At 53.0% G+C, this 19,929-nt stretch carries 20 protein-coding genes; all 20 read left to right on the top strand.

Translation table 11 applies throughout. The features are described from left to right. The first annotated feature begins 1 nt into the window (after position 1). The 20 genes from fabD (at position 2) to DWY93_RS07960 (ending at position 19,924) form a co-directional block, all read left to right on the top strand. Positions 2–910 (top strand): ACP S-malonyltransferase, encoded by a 909-nt coding sequence (gene fabD, locus DWY93_RS07865; protein ID WP_117472172.1) that lies wholly within the window; start codon positions 2–4, stop codon positions 908–910. 80 nt (positions 911–990) lie between these two features. After that, entirely contained in the window at positions 991–1,734 is a 744-nt protein-coding gene (fabG, locus tag DWY93_RS07870; protein ID WP_117472174.1) for a 3-oxoacyl-[acyl-carrier-protein] reductase, read from the top strand. A gap of 113 nt (positions 1,735–1,847) precedes the next feature. Continuing rightward, entirely contained in the window at positions 1,848–3,083 is a 1,236-nt protein-coding gene (fabF, locus tag DWY93_RS07875; RefSeq protein WP_117472176.1) for a beta-ketoacyl-ACP synthase II, read from the top strand. Between the two features lie 11 nt (positions 3,084–3,094). After that, positions 3,095–3,571, top strand: a complete 477-nt coding sequence (gene accB, locus DWY93_RS07880) for an acetyl-CoA carboxylase biotin carboxyl carrier protein (protein WP_015553937.1) — start codon at positions 3,095–3,097, stop codon at positions 3,569–3,571. 73 nt (positions 3,572–3,644) lie between these two features. Next, positions 3,645–4,067 carry a 3-hydroxyacyl-ACP dehydratase FabZ gene (fabZ, locus tag DWY93_RS07885; protein WP_015553938.1) on the top strand — a complete coding sequence of 141 codons (423 nt, stop codon included), beginning with the start codon at positions 3,645–3,647 and terminating at the stop codon, positions 4,065–4,067. A 13-nt stretch (positions 4,068–4,080) separates the two neighbouring features. Beyond that, positions 4,081–5,436, top strand: coding sequence for an acetyl-CoA carboxylase biotin carboxylase subunit (locus tag DWY93_RS07890; protein ID WP_117472178.1), 1,356 nt, complete (start codon positions 4,081–4,083; stop codon positions 5,434–5,436). Positions 5,437–5,625: 189 nt separating this feature from the next. Then, a complete protein-coding gene (locus DWY93_RS07895; protein WP_117472180.1) occupies positions 5,626–7,410 on the top strand; it encodes an acetyl-CoA carboxylase carboxyltransferase subunit alpha in 1,785 nt (594 codons plus the stop codon). Between the two features lie 83 nt (positions 7,411–7,493). Then, a complete protein-coding gene (locus DWY93_RS07900; RefSeq protein ID WP_117472182.1) occupies positions 7,494–8,633 on the top strand; it encodes a nitronate monooxygenase family protein in 1,140 nt (379 codons plus the stop codon). A gap of 196 nt (positions 8,634–8,829) precedes the next feature. Further along, positions 8,830–9,480 carry a nucleoside recognition protein gene (locus DWY93_RS07905; RefSeq protein ID WP_117470022.1) on the top strand — a complete coding sequence of 217 codons (651 nt, stop codon included), beginning with the start codon at positions 8,830–8,832 and terminating at the stop codon, positions 9,478–9,480. Between the two features lie 252 nt (positions 9,481–9,732). Next, positions 9,733–11,403: an ABC transporter substrate-binding protein gene (locus DWY93_RS07910; protein WP_117469945.1), complete on the top strand. Its 1,671-nt coding sequence runs from the start codon at positions 9,733–9,735 to the stop codon at positions 11,401–11,403. Then, a complete protein-coding gene (locus DWY93_RS07915) occupies positions 11,394–12,389 on the top strand; it encodes an ABC transporter permease (protein ID WP_117470023.1) in 996 nt (331 codons plus the stop codon). The genes DWY93_RS07910 and DWY93_RS07915 overlap by 10 nt, the downstream gene beginning before the upstream one ends. Further along, entirely contained in the window at positions 12,389–13,210 is an 822-nt protein-coding gene (locus DWY93_RS07920; protein ID WP_117469946.1) for an ABC transporter permease, read from the top strand. Before DWY93_RS07915 ends, DWY93_RS07920 begins: the two co-directional genes overlap by 1 nt. A 13-nt stretch (positions 13,211–13,223) precedes the next feature. Continuing rightward, a complete protein-coding gene (locus tag DWY93_RS07925) occupies positions 13,224–14,063 on the top strand; it encodes an ABC transporter ATP-binding protein (protein WP_117469947.1) in 840 nt (279 codons plus the stop codon). After that, positions 14,060–14,677, top strand: a complete 618-nt coding sequence (locus DWY93_RS07930; protein ID WP_117469948.1) for an ATP-binding cassette domain-containing protein — start codon at positions 14,060–14,062, stop codon at positions 14,675–14,677. Before DWY93_RS07925 ends, DWY93_RS07930 begins: the two co-directional genes overlap by 4 nt. Positions 14,678–14,925: 248 nt before the next feature. Further along, entirely contained in the window at positions 14,926–15,966 is a 1,041-nt protein-coding gene (locus tag DWY93_RS07935) for a type II secretion system F family protein (RefSeq protein ID WP_117469949.1), read from the top strand. Beyond that, positions 15,950–16,447, top strand: a complete 498-nt coding sequence (locus tag DWY93_RS07940) for a hypothetical protein (protein ID WP_117469950.1) — start codon at positions 15,950–15,952, stop codon at positions 16,445–16,447. The genes DWY93_RS07935 and DWY93_RS07940 overlap by 17 nt, the downstream gene beginning before the upstream one ends. Then, the gene (locus DWY93_RS07945; RefSeq protein WP_117469951.1) at positions 16,444–16,791 is read left to right on the top strand and encodes a type II secretion system protein; all 348 of its coding nucleotides are present in this window, start codon (positions 16,444–16,446) and stop codon (positions 16,789–16,791) included. The genes DWY93_RS07940 and DWY93_RS07945 overlap by 4 nt, the downstream gene beginning before the upstream one ends. Before the next feature lie 2 nt (positions 16,792–16,793). Continuing rightward, positions 16,794–17,249 (top strand): prepilin-type N-terminal cleavage/methylation domain-containing protein, encoded by a 456-nt coding sequence (locus tag DWY93_RS07950; RefSeq protein ID WP_117469952.1) that lies wholly within the window; start codon positions 16,794–16,796, stop codon positions 17,247–17,249. A gap of 25 nt (positions 17,250–17,274) precedes the next feature. Continuing rightward, a complete protein-coding gene (locus DWY93_RS07955) occupies positions 17,275–18,504 on the top strand; it encodes a GspE/PulE family protein (RefSeq protein WP_117469953.1) in 1,230 nt (409 codons plus the stop codon). A gap of 355 nt (positions 18,505–18,859) precedes the next feature. Continuing rightward, on the top strand, positions 18,860–19,924 hold the full coding sequence (locus tag DWY93_RS07960) for a hypothetical protein (protein ID WP_117469954.1): 1,065 nt from the start codon (positions 18,860–18,862) through the stop codon (positions 19,922–19,924). Positions 19,925–19,929 lie beyond the last annotated feature (5 nt).

Genomic DNA, 19,929 nt, shown 5'->3' on the forward strand with positions numbered 1-19,929 from the left:
CATGGGAAAGACAGCATTTATTTTTCCGGGACAGGGCGCGCAGGTATGCGGCATGGGCCAGGATTTTTATGAAAATTCGGAGACTGCAAAGGCAGTATTTGACCGTGCGACGGAGCTTTTAGGTTTTTCCGTTCCGGAGTTATGCTTTGAGAAAAATGACCGTCTGGACATCACGGAGTATACGCAGGCGGCAATGGTGACCACGAGCGTTGCCATGATGAAGGTTATGGAGGAGCGCGGCATCCATGCGGATGTGGCGGCTGGTTTAAGCCTTGGCGAGTACTGTGCACTGGTGGCAGCTGGCGTTATGACGGCGGATGACGCGATCCGCACAGTCCGGGAGAGAGGAATCCTCATGCAGGAGGCAGTTCCGGCTGGAGTCGGCGGAATGAGCGCTGTTCTCGGCATGACGGCAGATGAGATCAATGCCGTTGTGGACGAGATTCCGAATGTGCAGGTCGCAAACTACAACTGCCCGGGCCAGATTGTGATCTCCGGTCTCAAGGAGGCAGTGGAGACCGCGGCGGTGAAGTTAAAAGAGGCGGGCGCAAGACGCGTGATCCCGCTCAATGTAAGCGGTCCGTTCCACTCCTATCTTTTAGAGGAAGCCGGGGAGAAGCTTGGAAGGTTTCTGGAGAATATTCCGGTATCTGAGCCGGTGATCCCGTATGTGGCGAACGTGACAGCTGCTTATGTGACAAAGGCAGAGGACGTAAAGCCGCTTTTGACACGTCAGGTATCTTCTTCTGTCAGATGGCAGCAGAGCGTGGAGACCATGCTGGCGGACGGTGTTGACCGGTTTATCGAGATCGGACCGGGAAAGACGTTAGCTGGATTTATCAGAAAGATCAACAGGGAAGCGACGGTCATAAACATTGAGAAATTTGAGGATCTGGAGAAGCTGAACTAAGTGATCGAAAGAGAAATTAGTAAATAATGTCGTCAGAGACAAACCCCTGACGGCTGACAGATAGAAACACGGAGGGAAACATGAATTTAACAGGAAAAATCGCTCTTGTGACAGGCGCAAGCCGCGGAATCGGCCGTCAGATCGCTCTGACACTGGCTGGATACGGCGCGACCGTCATCGTCAACTATAACGGTTCCGCAGCAAAGGCAGAGGAAGTCGTAAACGAGATCACAGCAAACGGCGGAATGGCGGAGAGCATGCAGTGCAGCGTCAGTGATTTCGAAAAATCCAAAGAAATGATCGATGGGATCGTAAAGAAATACGGCCGTCTCGATATTCTTGTGAACAACGCCGGAATCACAAAAGACAACCTGATCATGAAGATGTCCGAGGACGATTTTGACGCAGTTATTGCCACAAACTTAAAGGGCGCATTCAACTGCATCAAGCATGTCTCCCGCCAGATGTTAAAGCAGAGAGGCGGACGGATCATCAACATCTCCTCCGTTTCCGGAGTGATGGGAAATGCAGGCCAGGCAAACTACTGCGCATCTAAGGCCGGCATCATCGGACTCACGAAATCCGTTGCGAGAGAGCTTGGAAGCCGCGGAATCACATCGAACGCAGTCGCACCGGGATTTATCCGTACAGAGATGACGGATGTGCTGCCGGAGGACGTAAAGAAAGCCATGGGCGAGCAGATTCCGTTAAAGCATTTCGGCGAGACAAAAGACATTGCGGAGGCAGTCGCATTTCTTGCTTCCGATGAGGCAGCTTATATTACCGGCCAGGTTCTTCATGTGGACGGCGGCATGGCGATGTAAAAGACAGTTGGAAAAAGCGCCTGTTCCGGCCACACAGCCGGACAGCGGATGTTTCGGTTATCATCTGCGCGGGGCGTGGATGATAGCATAATTAGAACAGGAGAACGAAAAGCATGAGAAGAGTTGTAGTAACAGGAATGGGCGCGATCACCCCGATCGGAAACGATGTTGAGACATTTTGGAACGGATTAAAAGAGAAGAAACTCGGATTTGGACCGATCACCTATTTTGACACGACCGATTATAAAGCAAAGCTCGCAGCAGAGGTCAAGGACTTCGAGCCGAAGGACTATATGGATCCGAAGGCGGCAAGAAGAATGGAGCGCTTCGCACAGTTTGCGGTAGCGGCAGCCCGCCAGGCGCTGGAGGATTCTTCCCTCGACATGACAAAGGAAGATCCGTTCCGTGTCGGTGTCTGCGTGAGTTCCGGTATCGGAAGCTTACAGATCATCGAGAAGGAATATAAGAAGCTTCTGGAAAAAGGACCGAACCGCGTAAACCCGCTTCTGGTGCCGCTCATGATCAGCAACATGGCAGCAGGAAACGTGTCCATCCAGTTTGGCTTAAAGGGAAAGAACATCAACGTCGTGACAGCGTGCGCGTCCGGTACGAACTCCATTGGTGAGGCGATGCGTGCGATCCAGCACGGCGAGGCGGAGGTCATGGTAGCAGGCGGAACTGAGAGCTGCATCACACCGTTAGGCGTTGCGGGATTCTCCGGACTTACCGCGCTTTCCACCTCCGAGGATCCGGAGCGCGCCTCCATTCCGTTCGATCTTGAGAGAAACGGTTTCGTCATGGGCGAGGGCGCAGGTGTCGTTGTCTTAGAGGAATTAGAGCATGCAAAAGCCCGCGGAGCGAAGATCTACGCGGAGTTAGCCGGATACGGAGCGACAGGCGATGCTTATCACATCACTTCCCCGGCGGAGGACGGAAGCGGTGCCGCAAAGGCAATGGAATACGCAATTGCTGACGCGGGAATGAAGCCGGAGGACATCGATTACATCAATGCCCACGGAACAGCGACCCACCACAACGATTTATTCGAGACAAAGGCCATCAAGCTTGCGCTTGGCGACCATGCATATAAAGTAAAGATCAACTCCACAAAATCCATGATCGGCCACCTCTTAGGCGCTGCCGGCGGCGTTGAGTTCATCGATTGTGTAAAATCCATCGAGGACGGCTTCGTTCATGCCACAGCAGGCTTAAAAGTAGACGATCCGGAATGCGATCTTGACTACACAAAGGGCGACGGCGTTTCCATGGAAGTAAAGACAGTCTTAACGAACTCTCTGGGATTCGGCGGACACAACGCGTGCCTGCTTGTCAGAAAGTTTGAGGAGTAAGGAGAACGGCGATGGAAGTAAAAGAGATCATTGAATTAATGAAGGCAATGTCAGAGAACGGCATGACCGGCTTCGAGCTTGAGGAAGGCGACTGGAAACTGAGCATGAAGCGGGAAAAGAAAATCGTTGCGGCGGCGCAGACACCGGTCGTTATGCAGGTCCCGGGACAGGGTTCCATGATCCAGACCGCGGATGTGACCGCTATGGAGCAGGTCTCCGGTGAAAATGCGGAAAAGAAAATTTCCGGAATCTCCGAGAAAGTGATCACCTGTCCACTTGTGGGTACGTTCTATTCCTCCCCGGCACCGGACGCAGAGGACTATGTAAAAGTCGGAGATACCGTGAAAAAAGGTCAGGTCATCGGAATCGTGGAAGCCATGAAGCTGATGAATGAGATCGAGAGCGAGTATGACGGAATCGTAGAGGAGATCCTTGTGAAGAACGAGGAGACGGTTGAGTATGGTCAGCCGTTATTCCGGATTCGTTAATTATAAAGATAACCGTTTGGCGGCCCGCGCATTGCCGCGCGGGCTGTGAAAGATTGGATAGAGGATAAAAATTATGTTAGGAATCAAAGAAATTCAGGAAATCATTCCCCACAGACATCCGTTTCTTCTCGTGGATTGTGTGGAGGAGCTGGAGCCGGGCGTGAGAGCCGTCGGATATAAATCTGTGACATACAATGAGCCGTATTTCGCGGGCCATTTTCCGCAGGAGCCGGTAATGCCGGGCGTCCTGATCGTTGAGGCGCTGGCACAGACAGGTGCTGTCGCGATCTTAAGCGTTGAGGAAAACAAAGGAAAGACTGCGTATTTCGGCGCAATGAATAATGTAAAGTTTAAGAAGAAAGTAGTTCCGGGCGACAAGCTCCGTTTGGAATGCGAGATCATCAAGCAGAAAGGACCGGTCGGTGTTGGAAAGGCGGTCGCTACCGTGGACGGCAAAGTCGCGGTATCTGCGGAACTCACATTTATGATCGGTTAGGACTGGTGAAGAGATGTTTCAGAAGATTTTAATCGCAAACCGCGGCGAGATCGCCGTTCGGATCATCCGGGCATGCCGGGAGATGGGGATCAAGACGGTTGCCGTCTACTCCGAGGCGGACCGGGACGCACTGCACACACTTCTTGCGGACGAGGCGATCTGTATCGGACCGGCGCCGTCCACGGAGAGCTATCTCGATATGGAGCGGATCTTAACCGCATGCGTTGTCATGAAGGCAGATGCTATCCATCCGGGCTTCGGATTTTTGTCCGAGAATGCCCGCTTCGCGGAGCTCTGTGAAAAGTGCAATATCCGCTTTATCGGACCGTCAGCTGAGATCATTAACAAGATGGGAAATAAGTCCGAGGCGAGAAAAACTATGATGGCGGCGGGCGTTCCTGTGGTTCCGGGAAGCAAAGAGCCGGTCTACACTGTGGAGGAAGGCCTTAAGACCGCGAAAGAGGTCGGCTTTCCGGTGATGATCAAGGCGTCCAGCGGCGGCGGCGGAAAGGGAATGCGCGTTTCGAGGTCGGAGGAAGATTTCGAGGCGAACTTCTTAAATGCCCAGATGGAATCCGTCAAGGGATTTTCCGATAATACCATGTATATCGAGCGGTTTGTGGAGAATCCGCGCCACATCGAGTTCCAGATCTTAGGCGACCGTTACGGAAATGTGGTCCATCTCGGTGAGCGCGACTGCTCGATCCAGAGGAGACACCAGAAGGTTCTTGAGGAATCCCCGTCAGCGGCGATCTCCGGGGAGCTTCGGAAAAAGATGGGTGAGACGGCAGTCCGCGCGGCAAAGGCGGTCGGATATGAGAATGCGGGAACCATCGAGTTCCTTTTAGATAAAGATAAAAATTTCTATTTTATGGAAATGAATACGAGGATCCAGGTGGAGCATCCGGTGACGGAGGCTGTCACGGACATGGACCTCATCAAAGAGCAGATCCGGATCGCTGCGGGGGAACCGCTCTCCGTGAGCCAGGAGGACATCAAGATCTCTGGCCATGCTATCGAATGCAGGATCAACGCGGAGAATCCGGAGAAGAACTTTATGCCATGCCCGGGCATGATCACAGATATCCATCTCCCGGGTGGCCGGGGAGTCCGTGTGGACACGGCGGTCTACAACAATTACCGGATACCGCCGAACTATGATTCCATGATCTTAAAGCTGATCGTGCGGGACAAGGACCGGGAGTCCGCCATCGCGAAGATGCGCAGCGCCCTCGGGGAGCTTGTCATTGAGGGAATCAATACGAATCTGGATTTCCAGTATGATATTTTAAGCGATTCGGATTTTCAGGCGGGAAATGTGGATACAAACTTCATTCCGTCGCATTTTCCGGAGTATACCAAAGAATAGATGATACCAGTTCAGCCATGCACAGAGTCAGAGAGAAAAATGCGTTGCAAGCTCGCTTGCATAAGCATTTTTCTCTCTGGCGATGTATATGCGGGACGCCGCGAGCTTCTTGTTTTCATGGAACATGAAAACAAGAAGACTGCATGGCTGAACGTGCAATTTTCACAGTCTTGAAAGGAGCTTTTATATATGCTAAGGGATATGTTTAAAAAAACATATACGAAGATCGATATGAAATACCGTGCGGGAGAAAAGGAATCTGCCAGAACGGCAGAGGAGGACGCGCCGGTGATTCCTGCCGGGCTGTGGAAAAAGTGCAATAAATGCGGAAAGCCGATCTACACGGACGATGTAAGGGCGAACTTTTATATCTGCCCGAAGTGCGGCGGATACTTCCGTGTCCATGCGTACCGCCGGATCGAGATGATCGCGGATGAGGGAAGCTTTGAGGAGTGGGACAAGTTCATGCAGGTCTCCAATCCGTTAAGCTTCCCAGGATACGAGAAGAAGCTTGCAGCAGCCCGTGAAAAATCACAGCTCAATGAGGCCATCGTCACCGGATCCTGCACGATCCACGGACAGAAGACCGTTGTCGGTGTCTGCGACGCGAGATTTTTGATGAGCAGCATGGGCCACAACGTGGGTGAAAAGATTACGAGAGCCGTGGAGCGGGCCACGGAGGAAAAGCTTCCGGTGATCCTTTTCGCCTGCTCCGGAGGCGCAAGAATGCAGGAGGGAATGATATCCCTGATGCAGATGGCAAAGACTTCCGCGGCTTTAAAGAGACATCACGAGGCGGGACAGCTCTATGTGAGCGTCCTGACGGACCCGACAACGGGCGGCGTTACGGCAAGCTTCGCGATGTTAGGAGATATTATCCTCGCGGAGCCGGGGGCACTCATCGGTTTTGCGGGACCTCGTGTCATCGAGCAGACCATCGGGCAGAAGCTGCCGGAAGGTTTCCAGAGAGCGGAGTTCCTTGTGGAGCACGGCTTTGTCGATAAGATCGTGAAGCGTGAGGAATTAAAAGAGACGCTGGCGATGATCTTAAAGCTTCATAAGAAGCCGGAGAGCGGATGTCTTGCGGACTGGAAAACGGAAAACACAGTTGACAGGGCGGCTTTTGAGGAAAAAGAGCAGAATTCTTCTGCGAAGAGAGCGCATCATGGTTCCGGAAAGGCAGCAGGAGCAATCCGCAGCGCATGGGATTCTGTCCTGCTTTCCAGAAAGGCGGACCGTCCGGTGGCTACGGATTATATCCGTGCGATCTTTGATGATTTCATGGAATTTCACGGAGACCGTTACTGCAAAGATGATGGTGCCATCGTCGGCGGAATCGCTTCCTTCCACGGAATGCCTGTGACAGTGATCGGGCAGGAAAAGGGTAAGAATACAAAGGACAACATCAAGCGCAACTTCGGAATGCCGTCCCCGGACGGATACCGGAAGGCGCTGCGTCTCATGAAGCAGGCGGAGACATTTGGACGCCCGGTAGTGTGCTTTGTAGATACCCCAGGAGCCTTCTGCGGACTGGAAGCCGAGGAGCGCGGACAGGGAGAGGCCATCGCGAGAAATCTCTTTGAGATGTCAGATCTCACCGTTCCGGTGCTCTCCATCGTGATCGGAGAGGGCGGAAGCGGCGGAGCACTTGCCATGGCTGTGGCGAACGAGGTCTGGATGATGGAGAATGCGGTGTACTCTGTTCTCTCCCCGGAAGGTTTTGCATCGATCCTCTGGAAGGACAGCAAGCGTGCGGACGAGGCGGCGCGGGTCATGAAGATGACCGCGGCGGAATTAAAGGAACTCGGAATTATCGAGCGTGTGATCCCGGAGCCGGAACCGGCAGACCCTGAGACGCTTCCGGAGATCGCGAAGACTATGGAGAATGCCATGGAGGAGTTCATTGAAGCGTGGACACAGCTTGACGGGAAGACGTTAGCGGAGCGCCGGTATGAGAGATTCCGGAAATTTTAGGCAGCGCTCCAGCAGCGTGCAGACCAGCTTATGGTCATGTTAGAGATGGAGTAAATACGGGGAGTTATGATTTAGGAGGAAATATGGAGGCAGCAATCAGTCTGAAACCATTGAAAATAGGGAATCTCGTGGCAAAACGCCCGGTGATCCAGGGAGGAATGGGTGTCGGCGTGAGCCTTTCGTCCTTAGCCGGAGCAGTCGCGAAGGCGGGCGGAATCGGAATCATTTCCACGGCCCAGATCGGATTTAAGGATCAGGATTTCGGAAAAAATCCGATGGCGGCGAATCTGAGAGCGATCCATTCCGAGCTTAAGAAAGCCAGGGAGAAAGCGCCCCAGGGGATTCTGGGCTTTAATATCATGGTCGCGACGAAGGAGTACGCGTCCTATGTGAAAGAGGCGGTGAAAGCCGGAGCGGATGTGATCATCTCCGGCGCCGGTCTCCCGATCGACATGCCGAAATTTGTCGCGGAGGCGGAGAATGAGAACGGAGGTTCTGAAAAGAAAGAGCGGTGTACCATGATCGCGCCCATCGTTTCCTCTGTGAAATCTGCTCTTGTGATCTGCAGGATGTGGGACAGAAAGTACCACACAGCACCGGATTTCGTTGTAGTGGAAGGACCATGCGCGGGCGGTCATCTCGGATTTTCCAGGGAACAGCTCACTGAGCTTGGAGCTGACACGGATCATGTGGCGGAGACCTTCGATGAACCGGCATATGATAAGGAGATCCGCGGAATCATCGAGACGGTGAAGAGCTTTGCGGAGAAGTACAAAAAACATATCCCGGTCATCACGGCGGGAGGAATCTTCGACCACAAGGACGTTCTGCACCAGTTTGCGCTTGGGGCTGAGGGCATCCAGGCGGCGACAAGATTTGTGACGACTGAAGAATGTGACGCGGATATTGCATACAAAGAGGCATATATCAACGCGAAAGAGGAAGACATTGTGATCGTTAAGAGTCCGGTTGGAATGCCGGGCAGAGCGATCAAAAATAAGTTTTTAGAGCGTGTTGCTCAGGGACCGGTGAAGGTGGAGCGGTGCTTCCGGTGTCTGGAACACTGTAATCCGGCGGAAACACCGTATTGCATCACGAAAGCGCTGATCAACGCCGCAGAAGGAAAGATTGATGAGGCGCTGCTGTTCTGCGGAAGCAATGCATACCGTTGTGAGAAGATCGAGACGGTGCCGGAGGTTATGGCGGCGCTGTGCGGAGAGTAAAAAACTCAGAGAGGCTGTTGTGCAGATCATGTGAAGCAGCCAGAATATAAATTTTCAGGAAAGCAGTTTTATAAAGTTCATAGATCCCGTATTTCTGTCATAAGATAAAGAAATTCAGGTGGTGGTTTGGCGTATCTGCGCTTCGAGTGCAGGCAGCCGAAGCGTCGCCGACTTTGACAGAAATGCGGGATTTTTTATGTTAAATATGCTCTGGGCAGGAATGATGGCAGCCGGGATCTTCTGGGCGGCGTTTCATGGAAATATGGGGGCAGTGACGAATGGGTTGCTGGATTCGGCGAAAGAGGCGGTGACTCTGGGTGTTACGATGCTTGGGATCATGTCGTTCTGGTGCGGGATCTTAAAGATCGGGGAGCGGGCTGGGCTCATCGAGGCGTTGACGGAGAAGATGCGTCCGGTGATCCGGTTTCTCTTTCCGAATCTCCCGGACGGACATCCGGCGGGGAAATATATCGCGACAAATATGATTGCGAACATGCTGGGACTCGGCTGGGCGGCGACACCGGCAGGGTTAAAGGCGATGGAAGAGTTGGGGAAACTGGAGGATGAGAGACGGGAGGAAAAAGCGCCGGATAAGAGGAAAAATACGGCAGGGCAGAGCAGTCTGGCGAGACAGTCGGGCACTGCCAGCAATGAGATGTGCACGTTCCTGATCGTAAATATTTCCTCACTCCAGCTCATTCCCATCAACATGATCGCCTACCGCAGCCAGTACGGCAGTGTCAGCCCGGCGGCTATCGCAGGACCGGCGCTCCTCGCGACCATCGCCAGCACGGCGGCAGGAATCACGTTCTGCAAGGTCATGGACCGGAAAAACGTTGATTTTTGAAAAAAAGTCTACTATAATATTACTATTATGTGGCTGAAGCCCATACTCATAAAAGAGTTCCCCGCCCAAGGCGGTTTAAACCGAGAAATATTTACTGCCGCATGGCATCGGAGCCAGATGCACAGTCTATAGAGACAAATAATACAATACCAGGAAGGTTGATGCATACAGAAAGTATGCCTCTTTCTGGTATTTTTAGTTGTGTGGGACGTTAGATATTACCAGGTATAAAAAAGAAACGGGGATAAATTCATGAAAAAACAAACAACAAAGACAATAGCAGCGGCATTGACAGCAGCAATGGTATGTTCCCTGGCGGGCTGCGCCGGAAATAGTTCGGGAACAACAGAAACCTCCAACGCGGAAAAGTCCTCTGAGGCGGAGAAAACAGAAGCAGCTGCCGGGATGGAGCAGGATAATGAAAAAGATTCTGTTATCGTTGTAATGGGACCATCATCTGAGCCTGAGGCTGGATTTGACCCGGCATACGGATGGGGCGCGGGGGAACATGTCCATGAGCCGCTGATCCAGAGTACGCTGACGGTAACAAAGGCAGATATGACGATCGGTTATGATCTGGCGACAGATATGAACGTCAGCGATGATGGGATGACATGGACCGTGACGATCAGGGACGATGTAAAATTTACGGACGGGGAACCGCTGACAGCGGAGGATGTGGCATTTACCTACAATACACTGCGGGATACCAGTTCTGTCAATGACTTTACGATGTTAGAAGAGGCAAAAGCCCTCGACAATACCACTGTGGAATTTGATATGACCCGCCCGTATTCCATATGGCCATATACGATGGCAATTACCGGAATCGTCCCGGAACATGCTTATGGACCGGACTATGGTTCCAATCCGATCGGCTCTGGCCGCTACATCATGAAACAGTGGGATAAGGGGCAGCAGGTGATCCTCACGGCAAACCCGGACTACTACGGGGATGAGCCGGAGATGAAGACGGTGACAGTTTTATTTATGGATGAGGACGCCGCCTACGCGGCAGCGCTCTCCGGGCAGGTGGATCTCGCCTACACTTCCGCGGCGTACTCGGATCAGACCGTAGACGGATTTTCCCTGTTGGCCTGCAAGACCGTGGATAACCGCGGCTTCAACCTGCCGGCGATCCCGGCGGGGGAGACGGATGAGAACGGAGTGCCGCTGGGAAATGATTTCACCAGCGATATCAATGTGCGCCGGGCCATCAACCTGGCGATCGACCGGGATGAGATGATCGAGCATGTGTTGAACGGATACGGAACAGCGGCCTACAGTGTCTGTGATCAGATGCCGTGGTACAATGAGGCAGCGGAGGTGGATTATGATCCGGATATGGCGGCAGCAATCTTAAAGGAAGCCGGATGGCTTGCCGGAAGTGATGGAATATTGGAGAAAAACGGTGTCCGCGCCGAGTTCAACATGCTCTATCCGACCGGGGATTCCGTCCGCCAGGCACTTGCGGAGGACACCGCAAACCAGTTGAAAGAGATCGGAATCAAGGTGACGACAGAGGGCGTCGGCTGGGATACGGCCTATGACCGGGCACAGTCCACACCGCTTATGTGGGGATGGGGTGCTCACACACCGATGGAGCTCTACAATATTTACCACACGGCTCCCGGAAAGCAATATGCGGAGTATTCCCCTTATGGAAACGAAAAGGTGAATGGATATATGGACGCGGCTCTGGCGGAGAGCGACCTTGAAAAGTCCTATGAACTCTGGAAAAACGCCCAGTGGGACGGAACGACGGGAATCACCCAGGACGGGGATCTTCCGTGGATCTGGCTTGTAAATATTGATCATTTATACTGGGTGAAAGATGGTCTGCAGGTGGCAGAACAGAAACTTCACCCACATGGACATGGCTGGTCGATCGTAAACAATGTCGACCAGTGGACATGGAAATAAAGAAAACGGGTCTGTGGTTTGGCAGACAGGCAGTACGGATGTGTCTGATGGTGCTTCTGGTAAGCATTCTGGCGTTTGGGCTCCTGGCGGTCTCACCCATAGATCCGCTTCAGACAAATGTCGGACAGACAGCTCTGGGCTCTATGAGCCCGGAGCAGATCGCAAAGCTAAAAAGCTACTGGGGAACAGATCTGCCTCCGGTGGAGCGGTATCTGAACTGGCTGAAAGACTTTCTCCACGGAAATATGGGAACATCCCTTTTATATCGCCGTCCGGTGGCAGAGATCATCGGGGAGAAGGTCATGAATTCCATCTGGCTTTTATTCACGGCATGGTTGTTTTCTGGTATTCTTGGCTTTTTCCTCGGCGTTCTCGCAGGAAAAAAGCGCGGTGGGATCATGGACCGGATCGTGACGGGATATTCCCTGTTTGTGGCCAGCACCCCGGCATTCTGGGTGGCAATGGTGCTGCTTATGGTATTTGCGGTGAAGCTTCACTGGTTTCCCATCGGATTCAGTGTGCCCATCGGCATGGATGCCGGGCAGATCTCCATTGTGGACAGGATTCGCCATGCGATTCTCCCGGCGGTGGCCCTCAGCATCACGGGAATTTCCTCCATCGCCCTGCACACGAGGGAAAAGCTCATCGAGGTCATGGAGAGCGACTATGTGCTGTTCGCGAGAGCCAGAGGCGAGTCGGACTGGTCGATTTTACGTCGTCATGGACTTCGGAACATTCTTCTGCCGGCCATGACGCTGCAGTTCGCGTCGGTGAGTGAGATCATCGGCGGCTCCGTCCTTGTAGAACAGGTATTTTCCTATCCGGGATTGGGCCAGGCGGCTGTGACGGCAGGACTTGGAAGCGATGTGCCGCTTCTTCTGGGGATCACGGTGGTTACAGCGGTGATCGTCGCGGCGGGAAACCTTGCGGCGAATGTTCTCTACGGCGTGATCGACCCGCGGATCAGAGAGGGGGCGAAGCGCTGATGAAGAAAAATCGCAGAATACAGAGCTTCGCGCTTCTGATCCTGGCGGCTGTGCTGTTAGCGGTCATTGCGGTGCTCGGAAGTTTCTGGCAGGAAGCTGCCATCAGGACGGATTTTACGAGAAAAAATCTGGCACCGTGTATACAATATCCTTTTGGAACGGACTGGATGGGACGTGACATGTTCGTGCGGACAGTTGCGGGACTTTCTTTGAGTATCCGGATCGGACTTCTGACGGCGGCAGTCAGCGCGGTGATGGCCTTTATATTGGGACTCAGCGCGGCGGTCTTCGGAAAGTTCGTGGACAGTGCGGTGCGGCTGCTTATCGATATCGTCATGGGAATTCCCCATATGCTGCTTCTGATCCTGATCTCCTTTGCCTGCGGGCGTGGATTCTGGGGCGTTGTCTGCGGAATCGCGTTTACCCACTGGGCATCCCTGGCGCGACTGATCCGCGGGGAGGTCTTACAGCTGAAGCAGAGTCAGTATGTGAAGATCGCGGAAAAGCTTGGAAAAGGGAAATTTTACATCGCGTTTTCCCATATGGCACCGAATCTTGTTCCGCAGTTTATCACGGGCCTGGTGCTCATGTTTCCCCATGCGATCCTGCATGAAGCCAGCATCACGTTCCTGGGCTTCGGTCTGTCTTCCGAGAGTCCGGCCGTCGGAGTGATCCTTTCGGAAAGCATGAAATATCTGGCTATGGGAAAATGGTGGCTGGCGCTGTTCCCAGGACTTTTCCTCGTTGGGACCGTGCTTCTGTTTCATTATATCGGACAGGAACTCTGCCGACTTTTGGATCCGGGCAGTGTTCATGAGTAAGGAGGCGGGGAAGATGAATGATACGATTTTGGAAGTTAAGGACCTCTCCGTCACCTTCACCCAGTATGACCGGGGATTTTCCAGGCGGACGATCCACGCGGTGGAGAAGATGGACCTGGAAATAAAAAGTGGTGAGATCGTCGCGGTGGTGGGATCCAGCGGTTCGGGAAAAAGTCTGCTGGCCCATGCGATCATGGGAATTCTTCCATACAACAGTGAAATGGACGGAGAGATATGGTTTCTTGGGGAGCCGCTTACGGAAAAAAAGGTCAAAAGCCTCCGGGGACATGAGATCGTTCTGGTGCCCCAGAGCGTTTCTTACCTGGATCCGCTTATGAAGATTGGGGATCAGATCCAGAACGGGAAAAAGGATGTTTCTGTGAAGGAAAAATGCCTGGCGGTGCTGAAGCGCTATGGCTTAGCCCCGGATATCCGGGGAAAATACCCATTTCAGCTCTCCGGCGGCATGACGCGGCGTGTCCTGATCTCCACGGCGGTGATGGAGAAGCCAAAGCTCGTCATCGCGGATGAGCCGACACCGGGACTTCACCTGGAGGCGGCAACCCGCGTCATGGGACATTTCCGGGAGATGGCGGACGATGGGGCAGGTGTGCTGCTGATCACCCACGACCTGGAGCTGGCGCTCCTGACAGCTGACCGGGTCATCGTGCTCTACGGCGGCAGAGTCGCCGAGGAGACAGATGCGGCGGCATTTCAGGATGAGAGGAATCTCAAACATCCGTACACGAAGGCGCTGTTTCGGTCCATGCCGAAGAACTGGAAGAAGGATGGGGAACAGCTCTGCGATATGGGGGAGATCTTAGAGGACATGCGAAAGGAATACGGCAGATGAGGCTGGAAGCGAGAGATATTTCTTTTAAATATGGAAAAGGGACGAGACAGATCCTGGATCATGTGAACCTTACGGTGGAACCCGGAGAGAGTGTGGGGATCATGGCGCCCAGCGGATACGGGAAGACGACGCTCTGCAAGATTCTGGCGGGGTACGAGAGGCCGGATTCGGGGGAGGTTCTTGTGGACGGGATGCCGGTTCTTGAGCTTCGTGGCTACTGCCCGGTGCAGATGGTATGGCAGCATCCGGAACTCTCGGTGAATCCGAAGAGACGGTTGAGTACGGTTCTGGAGGAAGGCGACTGGACTTTTGAGAACCCCAGCGAGTGGGCACGGATCGAGGCGGGACTTGGGATCCGGGACGAGTGGAAAGACCGGTTCCCAGTGGAGGTCTCCGGCGGCGAGCTTCAGAGATTCTGTATTGCGAGAGCGTTGGGGCGACGGACGGAACTTCTGATCGCGGACGAGATGACGACGATGCTGGACCTTATTACACAGGGACAGATCTGGGATTTTGTCTTGAAGGAACTGAAGCGCCGGGAGATGGGGATGATTGCGGTGAGCCATTCGCCGGAGCTTCTGGAGAAGGTGTGTGACCGGGTGGTGCGGCTATGAGTCGTACAATACAGAGGTGGTAGTGGATTTGCCGATTTGGAATGCGAAGCAACGGCGAAGATATTGAAAGTAGACCGTCTGCGGACAATACATTGACAAGTTTTGTAAGATTCCGTAAAATAACATTATAAAAATATTGAATAACATCATAAAAATATTGATTTTACACGGTGCAGTGGATAACTGCGCCGTTTTGTTTTACCGCAGGCGACTACGCCCAGCACGGAAATAGGGGGGGAAAGCTTTGTATGAAAAAGCGTAAAAAGCTTGGAGCAGAAAGGCTGTCGGAGTTTTTCAGGCAGTTTTCTGTCCTGGTGGAGTCGGGATTATCAATTCCGGAAACATTGGAGATCATGCAGCAGGATGATACCGACCGGGAGTTCTGCCTGGCGTGTCGAAAACTGGGAGCGTTCATGACCGAGGGGAAGACCGTCGGGGATGCCATGGAAGAAACCGGGCGGTTTCCGGAACCGGCGATCCAGATGATCCGGGCAGCGGAGATGAGCGGCCAGCTTGTCAGGACGACGGCACGGCTGGCGGTCCATTATGAGAAAGAACACAGGACAGAGGGAAAAATCCGCAGCGCGGTTTTGTATCCGAAGATCCTGGTTCTGATGATGATCTTTCTAATGCTGTTCGTATTTCTGGAGATCCTGCCGACGTTAGAGCCGATCCTGGTGGATGTGACGCTGCCGCTTCTTACAAGAATCCTCATGGGGATCAGCCATTTTCTGTATGCGTACCGCTATTTCCTGCCAGTGGCGGCTGTTATGATCCTGGCAGGATGGAAGATCCTGACGGAAAGAGTATGGTTTCGTTACAGCTATGACCGGGTAATCTGCAAATTTCCGGTGGTCGGACGGCAGATAAGGATCATCTGTACGGCAAGATTCTGTGAGAACATGTCCAGCCTTTATTCCAGTGGACTTCCGATCACATCCTGCCTGAAATATACGGAAGGAACGACCGGAAACATGTATCTGGACCGGGAGATCAGGACGATCATGGAGCGTGTGAGCAGCGGAATACTTTTGAGCGAGGCAATCCGGGAGAGTGGTGGATTTGAAAAGAAACTGGCGGCGGTGATCGTTACAGGAGAAGAGGCGGGTCACCTGGATAAAATGCTGGAGCGGATCGCGGGAAGCTATGAACATGAGTCGGATCTGGCGCTGAATAAGCTGGTGAACCTGCTGGAACCGGTAATGATCCTGCTGATCGGGATCTTTACCGGAATCCTGATCCTTGGAATCATGGAGCCGATGTGGAACATGTATGGAAGTATTCGATAAGGAGGGAGTGGCGGTGAGAAAGAACCGGAGCGAAGGATTTGTGATGGCGGAGGTTCTGGTGACCGTGCTGTTTGTCACGGTATTTACCTCACTTCTCTTTTCGTCTGGGGCAAGGCGCTATCGTTCAGCATTGAACTTTGCTGCTGGAACGGAAGCGAGGCTGGCAGCCGAGGCGGTGGTGCAGATCCTTGTGGAGAATATGTGTCAGGAGGAGCCGACAGGAATCCTTGAAAAATTACAGGGACCGGAGGGACTTCCGGAGACGGAGGCGGCAGTGTGGGCAGAGACTGGAAATGGGGAGAAAAAGAGGATCGAGACAGTCATCTCCTCCTATTGGAAAGAGGACGGTTCAGGACTTGTGTTACAGGCGGTCTGTACTGTAAATGACCGGAAGGAAGGTGCGTCGAGACTGATCCCCATGGCACCTGTTTTCGTGAGTACGCCGTCTTCGGCGGAACGGAGTGGGGAGGAAAAGCCATGAAAAAGAGATGGAAACGGAATGAGAATGGCTCAACACTGGTGGAGCTGATGACGGCGTTTCTGATCCTTCTTCTGGTAGCTGAGGCGATGCTTCTCAGTGTCTCCGGCTATTCAAAGACCGTGAAACGGTATCGGGAGATTTATGAGGCAGGAAACAGACTGGAACGCCATATGGGAGATACGGAATACGGGGAACCGGCAGAGATCCATCTGGCGGTTGATGGAGAAGAATTTCTGGAATCGGGATATTTCGCGGAAGAAACGTCGGATACCGGAACCGTCCAGGTCTCGGGATTCTGGGTGTCCATGACTTCGGAAGAAGAGACAGGTGAAAGGAAAGATTAAAGATGGAGAAGGGTCATAGACGGGGGTTTACACTGGTTGAGGTTATGATCGTCATGCTGCTTTTCAGTATGCTGCTCCTTATGATCTTTCCGATGCGGCGGATGGCGGTGTGGGTACTGGATCACGCAAGGACACAGGAGCAGGCAGAAATGCTTGGGGACGCGGCATGGAGATATGTGGCGGACCGGCTGGAGACAGGTGCTGTGGAAGTGGAAGAACTGGACGGACTGTCCATGGACGCGTTTCATATCGATACGCTGAAACCGGAAATTGAGGTGGAAGAGAGCCGGTCTGGCCGCGTCCTTGTCACGGTACGGGTGATGGATGGAAAAAAGGACCTGTATGAGAGGAATGGCAGTGTGCAGACCGGAGATGGTGCTGGATACAATCCCCGGCAGCCGCGGATCCGAAGTACAGACAGCAACTCACGAACCGTCTGCGTCAGCGAGGGGGAATGAGTTATGATAGAAAGAGGAAAATGGGATGTTGGGCATATTAGGCGGAGAAGGAAAACAGGAAAATAAGAATGAGGTCCAGGAGATGGAGAACTATGGGGCAGAGGCCGGATCTGCGGTGAAGCTCCTTGAGGAACTTTTAAATCTGGGATACCGGAAAAATGCCAGTGACATTCATCTGGAACCGCAGGAAGACCGGATGGTTGTCCGGATGAGGCTGGACGGCATGCTGCTCCATGTGCGGGAATATGACAAGGAAATGCATCAGCCGTTGGTGACGAGGGCGAAGGTCCTCAGCGGAATGGACATTGCGAAAAAGAGAGTGCCGCAGGACGGGCATTTTAAGGAGATGATCGACGGGATCTGCCTGGATGTGAGGACCAGCGTGGTCCCGACGATCTTTGGCGAGAAGATGGTGCTGAGACTCCTGAATATGAAAACGGAGATCGATCATTGCAAAACCTTTGGAATGCGTGAGAAAAATTATGAGAAGATGAAGAGGATCCTCAGAAGTCCGGGCGGGATCCTGTATCTTACAGGACCGACAGGATGCGGGAAGACTACCACATTATATATGATCCTGGAATATCTCGCGAAACAGCCGGTGAATATCGTGACCATCGAGGATCCTGTGGAGCGATATCTTCCGGGGATCAGCCAGATGCAGGTGAATGAACAGGCGGGGATTACTTTTGAAGCAGGACTCCGTGCCGTTTTGAGACAGGATCCTGATATTATCATGGTCGGCGAGACGAGGGATCCGGAGACAGCGAAAATCAGTGTCCGCGCGGCAATCACCGGTCATCTGGTGCTCTCGACTCTGCACACGAAAAGCGCGGCGGGCGGAATCACGAGAATGGCAGATATGGGTGTCGAGCCGTATCTCACGGCGGACAGTTTATGCGGCATGGCGGCACAGAGACTGGTGAGAAAGGTATGTCCGCATTGTGCGGAGACGGTGGAACTTACGAATGAGGAGCAGAAGTTGTTTGGAAGAAAGATCCGGAGCGCAAGGCGCGGACGCGGATGTGAATTCTGTCGGAATACAGGATACAAAGGAAGAACTGCGGTTCATGAGATATTTGTGATGGACCGGGAACTGAAGAAGATGACTGCGGAAAACCGGCCGGAGTGGGAGATCGAGGATTATGTGGTGAAGACACAGGGGATGCGGACCATGCGGGAAGAGCTGGCGGATCTTGTGTGCGCCGGAGTGATTTCGATGGAGGAATTTTTGCGGACGGTGGAGACGTGGTAAGACAGGTGAAAGGCAGGACGTGCGCGGCATGTCCTGTCTTTTTTGACATCGAAAAATGCTTATAAATAATGCTTTTACTGGCATCGGTGAAAAAATGGTATGGTAAAAGTGACGAAAATGCAAAAATATTTTCGTGAAACTGGCTAAATAATGGGGCTTTGGTTTTACGGATCCGATATGGATTCCGGGTATGGCCTGTGATATAGTTATGGACAAACGGAGGAACGAACCGGTTGGGGAGTTCCAGTCAAATCATAATAGATCTTTTGGGAGTCTTAAAAATCTTTGGAGGCAGATATTATCTGCTTTATCGAAAAGCCGCCGGCGGCTTTAGCCGGAATATCCAGGAGGAAAAATGAATCGAAAGAAAGTGGCGAAGTGGCTTGCTGCGGCCGGTTCTCTTGCTGTACTCACAAGCTGCCGGGGAGAACTCGTTCCCTACGCGGCGGAGAGAACGGCAGAATTTCTGACAGCAGAACCTGTGATCCTGAGGGATCGGGAAGCGGGCAGGCGGTTTCTGATGGAGACGGTATCTGCCGCAGAACGGGAAGGGCGGCAGGAAATTGTGGTAACGGGAAAAGACAGCTCGTTCGATACGCTGGTGATCGCGCAGATGTTTCCCGGAGTGGTAAATATTTCAAAGCTGGATCTGGGGACCAGGAATGTGAACGGTGATACGGTTACGGACTGCCGGATCGGCTTTGAATGGCGGGGGCGGGCGCCGGATTCCGGGGAAAATACCGTTCCAGGAACGGGAGACAAGTTCGGGGAGAAGGAAGACCGGGCCGCATGGAGGACCGGGGATGTGGTCTCGCGGGAGATTGCGGGAAAAATATGCCGGTTTCGATGTATCGATGATGATTACCAGGACGGCAGAGGCAGTTATGGGAAACGTGCGCTGTTTCTGGCGGAAAATGTGATTCGGTCCGATGTGGACAGTACTTATGAGGAGCGGATCTTACTTCCGTTTGGAGAAAACAATAACTATAAGAAATCCCGGGTGAGAGAATGGCTGGGGGAACAGGCAGAGACTGCGGTTCCAGATGCATCTTTTGTATACACGGGAGCATTGACGGCATTTACAGGGAAAACAGGGGATGGTGATTTTGCTGACAGCCGTCTGGATGGTCTTGAGAGCCATTTGCTGCCATACCAGGACTGCAGGGACAGATTCTTTCTGCTGTCTTTGGAGGAAGCATACCGGTATCGGGATGAGATCTGGAATCCGGAAGGAAAGGGAAGTCCTTACAGCCGGGGGTTCTGGCTTCGGACACCGGCTTATGAGGTGGATGAAAGAGGCAGTTTTGTATATGGAAACAGGGAGTATGTTGTAGATATTGAAAATGGATGCTTCAGACAGGCGGATGTGTCAGATGTTGGGATCGGGATCTGCCCGGCATTCTGTCTGCCGCAGGCATAGAGGGG

The sequence above is a fragment of the Clostridium sp. AF28-12 genome, from assembly GCF_003435225.1.
Lineage (GTDB): Bacteria > Bacillota > Clostridia > Lachnospirales > Lachnospiraceae > Pilosibacter > Pilosibacter fragilis.

What these genes read in the sequence shown, in the direction of transcription:
- fabD (WP_117472172.1), top strand. Translation starts at nt 2, where the DNA reads ATGGGAAAGACAGCATTTATTTTTCCGGGACAGGGCGCGCAGGTATGC.
- fabG (WP_117472174.1), top strand. Translation starts at nt 991, where the DNA reads ATGAATTTAACAGGAAAAATCGCTCTTGTGACAGGCGCAAGCCGCGGA.
- fabF (WP_117472176.1), top strand. Translation starts at nt 1,848, where the DNA reads ATGAGAAGAGTTGTAGTAACAGGAATGGGCGCGATCACCCCGATCGGA.
- accB (WP_015553937.1), top strand. Translation starts at nt 3,095, where the DNA reads ATGGAAGTAAAAGAGATCATTGAATTAATGAAGGCAATGTCAGAGAAC.
- fabZ (WP_015553938.1), top strand. Translation starts at nt 3,645, where the DNA reads ATGTTAGGAATCAAAGAAATTCAGGAAATCATTCCCCACAGACATCCG.
- DWY93_RS07890 (WP_117472178.1), top strand. Translation starts at nt 4,081, where the DNA reads ATGTTTCAGAAGATTTTAATCGCAAACCGCGGCGAGATCGCCGTTCGG.
- DWY93_RS07895 (WP_117472180.1), top strand. Translation starts at nt 5,626, where the DNA reads ATGCTAAGGGATATGTTTAAAAAAACATATACGAAGATCGATATGAAA.
- DWY93_RS07900 (WP_117472182.1), top strand. Translation starts at nt 7,494, where the DNA reads ATGGAGGCAGCAATCAGTCTGAAACCATTGAAAATAGGGAATCTCGTG.
- DWY93_RS07905 (WP_117470022.1), top strand. Translation starts at nt 8,830, where the DNA reads ATGTTAAATATGCTCTGGGCAGGAATGATGGCAGCCGGGATCTTCTGG.
- DWY93_RS07910 (WP_117469945.1), top strand. Translation starts at nt 9,733, where the DNA reads ATGAAAAAACAAACAACAAAGACAATAGCAGCGGCATTGACAGCAGCA.
- DWY93_RS07915 (WP_117470023.1), top strand. Translation starts at nt 11,394, where the DNA reads ATGGAAATAAAGAAAACGGGTCTGTGGTTTGGCAGACAGGCAGTACGG.
- DWY93_RS07920 (WP_117469946.1), top strand. Translation starts at nt 12,389, where the DNA reads ATGAAGAAAAATCGCAGAATACAGAGCTTCGCGCTTCTGATCCTGGCG.
- DWY93_RS07925 (WP_117469947.1), top strand. Translation starts at nt 13,224, where the DNA reads ATGAATGATACGATTTTGGAAGTTAAGGACCTCTCCGTCACCTTCACC.
- DWY93_RS07930 (WP_117469948.1), top strand. Translation starts at nt 14,060, where the DNA reads ATGAGGCTGGAAGCGAGAGATATTTCTTTTAAATATGGAAAAGGGACG.
- DWY93_RS07935 (WP_117469949.1), top strand. Translation starts at nt 14,926, where the DNA reads ATGAAAAAGCGTAAAAAGCTTGGAGCAGAAAGGCTGTCGGAGTTTTTC.
- DWY93_RS07940 (WP_117469950.1), top strand. Translation starts at nt 15,950, where the DNA reads ATGGAAGTATTCGATAAGGAGGGAGTGGCGGTGAGAAAGAACCGGAGC.
- DWY93_RS07945 (WP_117469951.1), top strand. Translation starts at nt 16,444, where the DNA reads ATGAAAAAGAGATGGAAACGGAATGAGAATGGCTCAACACTGGTGGAG.
- DWY93_RS07950 (WP_117469952.1), top strand. Translation starts at nt 16,794, where the DNA reads ATGGAGAAGGGTCATAGACGGGGGTTTACACTGGTTGAGGTTATGATC.
- DWY93_RS07955 (WP_117469953.1), top strand. Translation starts at nt 17,275, where the DNA reads ATGTTGGGCATATTAGGCGGAGAAGGAAAACAGGAAAATAAGAATGAG.
- DWY93_RS07960 (WP_117469954.1), top strand. Translation starts at nt 18,860, where the DNA reads ATGAATCGAAAGAAAGTGGCGAAGTGGCTTGCTGCGGCCGGTTCTCTT.